This is a genomic window from endosymbiont of Lamellibrachia barhami (assembly GCF_011947365.2).
Lineage (GTDB): Bacteria > Pseudomonadota > Gammaproteobacteria > Chromatiales > Chromatiaceae > QGON01.
The window spans coordinates 3,841,889-3,849,040 of the sequence record NZ_JAAVSH020000001.1; the positions used below are offsets into that span (position 1 = coordinate 3,841,889).

Genomic DNA, 7,152 nt, shown 5'->3' on the forward strand with positions numbered 1-7,152 from the left:
TTATTTGTAAACCTTGGAAGCCCCATCAATCAATGCCTGACTGATTTCCAGTTTCATATGCTTTGCCGTCTTCAGGTTGAGCAGGTAGAGTCGCTTGTCCGGCAACTGTGGTTTGATCATTTCGGCCTTTGTCCCATCGAGAATCTTCAACGCGATAGCGGCACACTGCCGACCCAGTTCCAGATAGTCCCAATCGAGCGCGTAGAGTGCTCCAGCTTTGACCCAGGCACCCGAAAGCCCAATAAAAGGGATACGGTTGCGAAACGAGAAGAGCAGTACTGCTTTAGCTGTTTTGCCGGAATAGACCGTTTTATCCGCAATCCCCAGGATGCTATCGGCATTGCGGCCCAACAACTTTAATGCCGATGGCAGCGCTTTGGCCGACTTTACCGGAACCGCAATGATCTCAAGACCCAATTTGGCCGCAGCAATCTTAGCTGCATCCACCCAGTCCTGATTGCGCTGGGGGTCATAGAGAATCCCGACTCGCCTGGCATTTGGCAGAAATCGGCGATGCCATTCCAGCTGCTTCAGGGGTGAGGTCTTGAGCAGTACAGCAGTGGCATGGGATGAATCATTCAGCGATCTGTTGCTGAGAATCATGGTGGCCACTAACTCCCGGCCACCCAGTTTCGCAAGTGACTCACGCACCGCCTTGGTGCCGAGGGCAAAGACCAGTGCCGGTGGTTGCAGCACATTTTTACTGCCCCCTGAATCAGGCCGGACGAACGCAACTCCCGGACGGGACTGCTTGAGCGATGCTTTAAAACTCTCCACCGTCTGCAGGTAGGGTTTTGCCGTCTGGCCACTCATGATGGCGATAACCGGCGCCTCCGTTCCCGAGGCGGGAACTGCCGTTATCATCAACAGCAGCAATAATGCCTTGAGTATACGTAGACGTCCCATGCCGGATGGTTGCACCAGATAGTCTGGAATCAATTAAAGTGCATAATCGAACTTGAGGCGGAAGGTGCGGCCATCCTGCTCGATCTGATCCTGTGCATGCTCTTCGAAACCCGGATTGGCATAGTTCTCGTCAAACAGGTTATAGACACTGGCAGAGATCTTCAGCCCTTGAATCCAGTTCCTGCTGAAGAGTGTCAGGTTGGTGATAACGCGCCCGTCGGTCTCATCGCCGCTGAGGGTTTTTCGCCCGCTCTCATACTGCAACTCCAGACCGGCGCTGAAATCATCACCCGCCAGCGGGGCGATGAGATTGAGTTTCGCCATATTACTTGGGGAGTTGACCAGCCGCTCACCCGTGGCGTCTTCCGCCTGCTGATAAGAGTAACTGACCGATCCTGACCAGCCACTTTCCCACTGCCCCTGCAACTCCAGTTCCGCACCCGTAGCCGTGGCATCCCCTCTGTTTTCGAATACCAGAAGATCGTCCGCCGGGTCGGTGGTCAGAGCGAGCAAATCTTCAATATTATTCCGATAGACCGAGCCCACCAGGTTCAGATTCGCATTCAGCTGCTGCTCCAGGATCAGCTCATAGGTCTCGATGGTCTCAGGATCGAGTCCGTCTGGGGCTTTCTGTGAGATTCCACCATCATGGAAATGGAGCTCATAGGGGTTAGGCGCGCGGAAAGCTGTGCCATAGAGCAGCTTCAGGGTAGTCGGCTCATAGGGTGTCCAGATGACTGCGGCACGGGGATTGACGGTGCTGCCAACGGTGGAGAAATAGTCGTAACGCAGACCCAGATTGAGGATCAGGTCGTCCCGGACCCGGAACTCATCCTGCAGGTAGACGGCCCAAGTGTAGCTGTCCGTATCAAGATCCAGAGAGACATCGTAACTATCATAACTATACTGTTTCTCCTGCAGGTTGTTGCGGTACTCGGTACCCAGGGTCAGGCGATGGCTTTCGAACAGCGCCTGGGATATCTGGGCTTCGGCGCCCCACCAATCACCGTCGGATTCCTCTTTGTATACCACCTCATCCGGTGGATCACCTGGATCAGCATAGTCATAGGCCCAGTCACCAGCATACCAATAGTCGTCATAAAACAGCCGGGCCGTGACGTCGGCCCCGTTCTCCATCAGGTGCTGGTATTTCAGATTGAGATAGGCATGACCTTCCCAGGTTCGCGTGCGTGAATCATTGAAAAGTGTCTCGTAGGAAGCGGTGGGAACTCCCTTCTCGTACTCTTCATACACACCAGAGAGGGTGAAATCGCCGTAGGACAGCTTGGCAAAAAGGTTCCGGTTGGTTGCATCGTCCGCATTTTCGGCGATGCCGTTGTTGCTGGCAGGATCGTCAAATTCAGCATAGTAGAGCCGATCATCACCATCACTATCGTAGCCACTTGCCGAGAGCAACAGCTCGAAGCCATTGTCAAATCGCTCCCCGTAGCTGATACGTCCCTGGTAACTGTTCTGACTGCCCGCAGCGGCAGAGATCTCTGCCCCCTGGAGATCGCGTCCCCGTTTTGTGATCACATTGATCACACCAAAGAAGGCGCTGCTGCCGTAGAGTGAGGAGGCGGGACCCCGCACCACCTCCACCCGGTCAATGAGATCGATATTCACGGAAAATCCCCGGTCTGCGAACATTCCGTCGTAGATGTTTTCGTTAATGCGATGGCCATCCACCAGCAGAAGGATGCGAGTATTGAAGTCACCGGGTACGCCAAAGCCACGAGTCCCTACATATGTGTAGCTGCGGTCGTAGGTGGTTTGGAACCCGGGCAGGGTGTTCAGAACATCCATCAGCGTGCGATGACCATAACGCTGGATCTCATCAGCAGTCACGATGCTGATCCTGGCCGGCGCCTCGGTCACCTTCTGTTCATATTTCGAGGCACTGAAGACCGAGGGGATATCTCCAAACAGCAGTTCCTCGTCATCCAGCAACGAATCCAGCTCCGCTAATTCCGTCTCTGCAATCACTTGGCCAGTGAAAGAAGCCCCTAAAACCAGTATGGCAATAAGGTAATACAAGGGCTGACACTTATTCATCCCGACTCTCCAGCAACAAAAAATTCACCGCAAACCTGAAAATGCGCTCAGGGATCGGGGTGCTTGGAACAGTTGATCGGCCTGGCGGGGTGGAACTGTAGAAAAATATACCTAATAGGTCAGACGTAAGTGGCTGATTCGAGTGTTGAATCATATTGATGTAGCGCCTGGTCTATTACGCCAAAACTCTCCCGTGTTACCAGACCGCGCACCAAAACAGCGCACCACGGTCGTGCCCCACATCAAATCGCACTTCATCTTGGTGCAAGGCAGATTTTTCACAGGACTCAACTAATCCTATAAAAACTCATAACACACTGAAAAGAATTATAAATAATAGATTGGCACGACTCATGCTTAACCAGACCTGAGATCCATTGTTGCAGCGCATAAGTCACTGCACTGAATTGATTTAATTTTATAAACCTTTAGGTAGTGAGGAAACGAATATGAAAATGAATAAAATCGCTTTGGCCTGCGGCGCAGTTATGCTGAGTATGTCCGGCCTGTCCGTTGCGGACGATGCGTTCAGCATGAACATTGGCGTCACAAGTAACTATATCTGGCGCGGCGTGACTCAGACAGATGACGGCGCAGCTGTTTCCGGTGGCGTGGACTACGCTCACGGCAGCGGTTTCTACGTTGGCGCGTGGGCTTCCAACGTTGACTGGAGCACGGTTGACGGTGCCGGCGCAACAACTCCCAGTCCTGTCAGTTATGAACTCGACCTCTATGGCGGTTATGCCGGTGAGATCGGTGACTTCGGTTACGACGCAGGCCTGATCTACTACACCTACGATGACTCTGCAGACTCCAATTTCCTCGAACTCGGTTTGAGCGGTAGCTGGAAATTCCTCTCCGCAGGTCTGAACTACACCCTCAGCGGCCAAGCCGATAATGACACCGGCCTCTACGTCAGTGGCGACATCTACTACTACGCCGGCGTGAGTTTCGACCTGCCCCAAGATTTCAGCATCGGCGGTACTGTCGGCAAGTATGACTTCACCAACAGCAGCGATGATGACTACACCCACTATCAGGTCGACCTGAGCAAAAGCGCCGGTGACTACGGTGATGTCAGCCTGAGCCTTGCGGATACAGACATGGATGGCTCCGACATTAAATTCTTTGTCTCCTGGAGCAAGTCCTTCTAATTCAGGCCTGCATTATAAACCCACGGCCCGCCCACTGGCGGGCCGAGCGAATTAAGGTGAAACACCCATGAAAATGATTACCGCAATCATCAAGCCCTTCAAACTCGATGACGTTCGAGAGGCACTCTCTGAGATCGGCATCGCCGGCATCACGGTAACCGAAGTCAAAGGTTTTGGGCGTCAGAAAGGTCACACAGAACTCTACCGCGGCGCTGAGTACGTGGTGGATTTTCTGCCCAAGATCAAGATCGATATCGCCGTTGATGATTCTACAGTTGATCAGGTAGTCGATGCAGTCACCAAAGCGGCCAAAACCGGCAAGATCGGCGATGGCAAGATCTTTGTCATGCCCGTCGAGCAGGTGGTCCGTGTACGCACTGGCGAAACCGGCCCCGACGCACTCTAGGTCAATAGAGAGGTTAAGCAGATGGAAAATCAGATTTTTGAACTACAGTACGCCCTCGATACCTTCTACTTTCTGGTAATGGGTGCGTTGGTAATGTGGATGGCGGCAGGCTTTGCCATGCTTGAAGCGGGCCTGGTTCGGGCCAAGAACACCACCGAGATTTTGACCAAAAATGTGGCGCTTTTCGCCATCGCATGTACCGCCTACATGGTTGTGGGTTACGACATCATGTATGACGGCGGTCTTTTCCTGAACTCTATTGCGCTGGATGGGGCGGAGAGTGCGGATGCGTTGACTGCAACTGTGCTTAAAGAGTCAGCCGAAGCCGGTTTTGCTGGTGATTCGGTCTACTCCAATGCCTCCGACTTCTTCTTCCAGGTGGTGTTTGTGGCGACGGCGATGTCTATCGTCTCTGGCGCTGTGGCTGAGCGTATGAAGCTGTGGGCCTTCCTGCTCTTCGCTGTCGTGATGACCTCAGTCATCTACCCGCTGGAAGGCGCATGGACCTGGGGCGGCCAGTCTGTCTTCGGCCTCTTCAGCCTGGGTGATGACTTCGGCTTCTCTGACTTTGCCGGCTCCGGCATCGTGCACTTGGCCGGCGCCTCTGCAGCCCTGGCGGGTGTACTGTTGTTGGGCGCTCGAAAGGGAAAATACTCTGCTGATGGCAAGGTGAATCCGATCCCTGGCGCCAACATGCCGATGGCAACCCTGGGCACCTTCATCCTCTGGATGGGCTGGTTCGGCTTCAACGGTGGCTCTGTGCTCAAGCTGGGCGATGTTGCCAGCGCCAACTCAGTTGCGATGGTCTTCCTCAATACCAATGCGGCGGCTGCCGGTGGTGTTGTGGCAGCGATGCTCGTGGCGCGCATGCTGTTTGGCAAGGCGGATCTCTCGATGATTCTGAATGGCGCCTTGGCGGGACTGGTTGCGATTACCGCAGAGCCCTCCACCCCGACTCCGTTGGTGGCAACACTGATTGGTGCCGCGGGTGGCGTCCTGGTGGTCTTCTCCATCATTACCCTGGACAAGCTGAAGATCGATGACCCGGTGGGTGCCATCTCAGTCCACGGTGCAGTGGGCATGTGGGGCCTGCTGGCGGTGCCGCTGACCAATGATGGCGCAACCTTTTTGGGACAGTTCGTCGGCCTGCTGACGATCTTTGTCTGGGTATTCGGTGCGAGCTTTGCGGTTTGGATGATCATCAAGATCGTGACGGGTATCCGGGTCAGCGAGGAAGAGGAGTATGAAGGTGTGGATATCGGCGAGTGCGGCATGGAAGCCTATCCCGAATTCACCGGCTCCCGCGGCTCAGGTATGTAACGAATAATAACGATTATCCCTCTATTTCAGGGCGCCTCTGGCGCCCTTTTTTTGTGCCCCGAAAAAATATAGGCGTGCTAATCTTGGATATCAGGCAGATAGGGAAAGTGGCAAATGAGACATCTCTCTCGATGGAAAGTCGGTTTTTTTGCCGGCCTGCTGATCATCCCCTGTACCCAGGCTGGCATCTATAAATGGGTGGATGAGGCGGGGCGAACGCATTATAGCGACCGTCCCGTGGCCGAAAACAGGCAGGAGATAGAGTTGCGCACTTCACCCCGTAACGACACCCCTCCTCCAATCCGCAACGACCGAAAGGCGACCCGGCAGCGCATGCTCGACATCTATCGTGAAGAGCGGGCGGCACGCAAAGAGGCGAAGAAGAAAGCACAGCAGAAAAAAGCCGAACGCAAGGCTCGCTGCAAAGAGGCCCGTTCACGGCTGGAGAGCTACTCAACCGCCGGCAGCATTTACGATTACAGCGAAGAGCATGGACGGCGCTATTTCAATTATAAGGAGAGAGACCGATTCATTGAGCAGTTAAAGGCTGATGTGGCGCAGTGGTGCAGGAAGTAACCACCATCCGCTCCACCCCCTCAAACAGGCTCAATGAACCAGGGTTTTGGTCTCGCTGACAATGCGATTTCGGCCATTCTCCTTGGCGTGATAGAGAGCCTGATCGGCCCGCTCAATAAGTGACTCACGCGAATCACCCGGATGTAGACAGGAGGCACCCATCGAGACCGTAATGCCGGGTAACTTCTCCTTCGTACTACGTCTGACCAACACCAATTTACTGATCGCCTCATGGAGCTTTTGCGCCACCTCCATCGCCTCATCCAGACTAGTCCCCGGCAGCACTACGGTAAACTCCTCTCCGCCAAAACGCGCTGCGACATCCACGTCCCGCACGCCCTGTTGCAGTGCCATGCTCACCCGCCGGATAACCTCATCACCGATCAAATGGCCGAAGTTGTCGTTAAACCGTTTAAAATGGTCGATATCCACCATCAACAGGCTGAGTGGGGCATCCTCGCTGGCACCTCGTTCGATCATAGAGTCGAGCTGCTGCGACAACGCGGTACGATTGTAAAGCCCGGTCAGCGAATCCCTGCTCGCCTGATCCTGCAACTGTTTAACCTGGTTCTTGAGTTCAGAGGTATCCTTCTCGACAGACTCGAGCTGATTACGCATCGATTGATTGGACGATATGGCCTCGGTCGTGGCCGTCAACAAAGTATCAGCGATCCGTTTCAGGTCAACCAGGTTTGGATCGCCTTTCAACTCTTGCGTTTGGGTCTCCAGCACCTT

At 54.2% G+C, this 7,152-nt stretch carries 7 protein-coding genes; 4 read left to right on the forward strand and 3 right to left on the reverse strand.

Annotated features, from left to right (window positions below; all coding sequences use genetic code 11):
- Both G9Q73_RS17610 and G9Q73_RS17615 read right to left on the reverse strand, forming a co-directional pair.
- Positions 1–906: an ABC transporter substrate-binding protein gene (locus G9Q73_RS17610; protein WP_177420941.1), complete on the reverse strand. Its 906-nt coding sequence runs from the start codon at positions 904–906 to the stop codon at positions 1–3.
- 33 nt (positions 907–939) lie between these two features.
- The gene (locus G9Q73_RS17615) at positions 940–2,961 is read right to left on the reverse strand and encodes a TonB-dependent receptor plug domain-containing protein (protein ID WP_177420942.1); all 2,022 of its coding nucleotides are present in this window, start codon (positions 2,959–2,961) and stop codon (positions 940–942) included.
- 449 nt (positions 2,962–3,410) lie between these two features.
- Between G9Q73_RS17615 and G9Q73_RS17620 the strand changes: the two genes are divergently transcribed.
- From G9Q73_RS17620 to G9Q73_RS17635, 4 genes are all read left to right on the forward strand, one after another.
- Positions 3,411–4,115, forward strand: coding sequence for a TorF family putative porin (locus G9Q73_RS17620; RefSeq protein WP_177420943.1), 705 nt, complete (start codon positions 3,411–3,413; stop codon positions 4,113–4,115).
- Positions 4,116–4,182: 67 nt separating this feature from the next.
- Positions 4,183–4,521 (forward strand): P-II family nitrogen regulator, encoded by a 339-nt coding sequence (glnK, locus tag G9Q73_RS17625; RefSeq protein ID WP_177420944.1) that lies wholly within the window; start codon positions 4,183–4,185, stop codon positions 4,519–4,521.
- Positions 4,522–4,542: 21 nt separating this feature from the next.
- A complete protein-coding gene (locus G9Q73_RS17630; protein WP_177420945.1) occupies positions 4,543–5,841 on the forward strand; it encodes an ammonium transporter in 1,299 nt (432 codons plus the stop codon).
- 114 nt (positions 5,842–5,955) lie between these two features.
- Entirely contained in the window at positions 5,956–6,417 is a 462-nt protein-coding gene (locus G9Q73_RS17635; RefSeq protein WP_177420946.1) for a DUF4124 domain-containing protein, read from the forward strand.
- A gap of 30 nt (positions 6,418–6,447) precedes the next feature.
- On the opposite strand, the gene G9Q73_RS17640 is transcribed toward G9Q73_RS17635, so the two are convergent.
- A partial coding sequence (locus tag G9Q73_RS17640; RefSeq protein ID WP_177420947.1) for a GGDEF domain-containing protein occupies positions 6,448–7,152 on the reverse strand: 705 nt, incomplete at its 5' end.

Coding starts and splice junctions, on each gene's coding strand:
- G9Q73_RS17610 (WP_177420941.1), bottom strand. CDS start 906: ATGGGACGTCTACGTATACTCAAGGCATTATTGCTGCTGTTGATGATA.
- G9Q73_RS17615 (WP_177420942.1), bottom strand. CDS start 2,961: ATGAATAAGTGTCAGCCCTTGTATTACCTTATTGCCATACTGGTTTTA.
- G9Q73_RS17620 (WP_177420943.1), top strand. CDS start 3,411: ATGAAAATGAATAAAATCGCTTTGGCCTGCGGCGCAGTTATGCTGAGT.
- glnK (WP_177420944.1), top strand. CDS start 4,183: ATGAAAATGATTACCGCAATCATCAAGCCCTTCAAACTCGATGACGTT.
- G9Q73_RS17630 (WP_177420945.1), top strand. CDS start 4,543: ATGGAAAATCAGATTTTTGAACTACAGTACGCCCTCGATACCTTCTAC.
- G9Q73_RS17635 (WP_177420946.1), top strand. CDS start 5,956: ATGAGACATCTCTCTCGATGGAAAGTCGGTTTTTTTGCCGGCCTGCTG.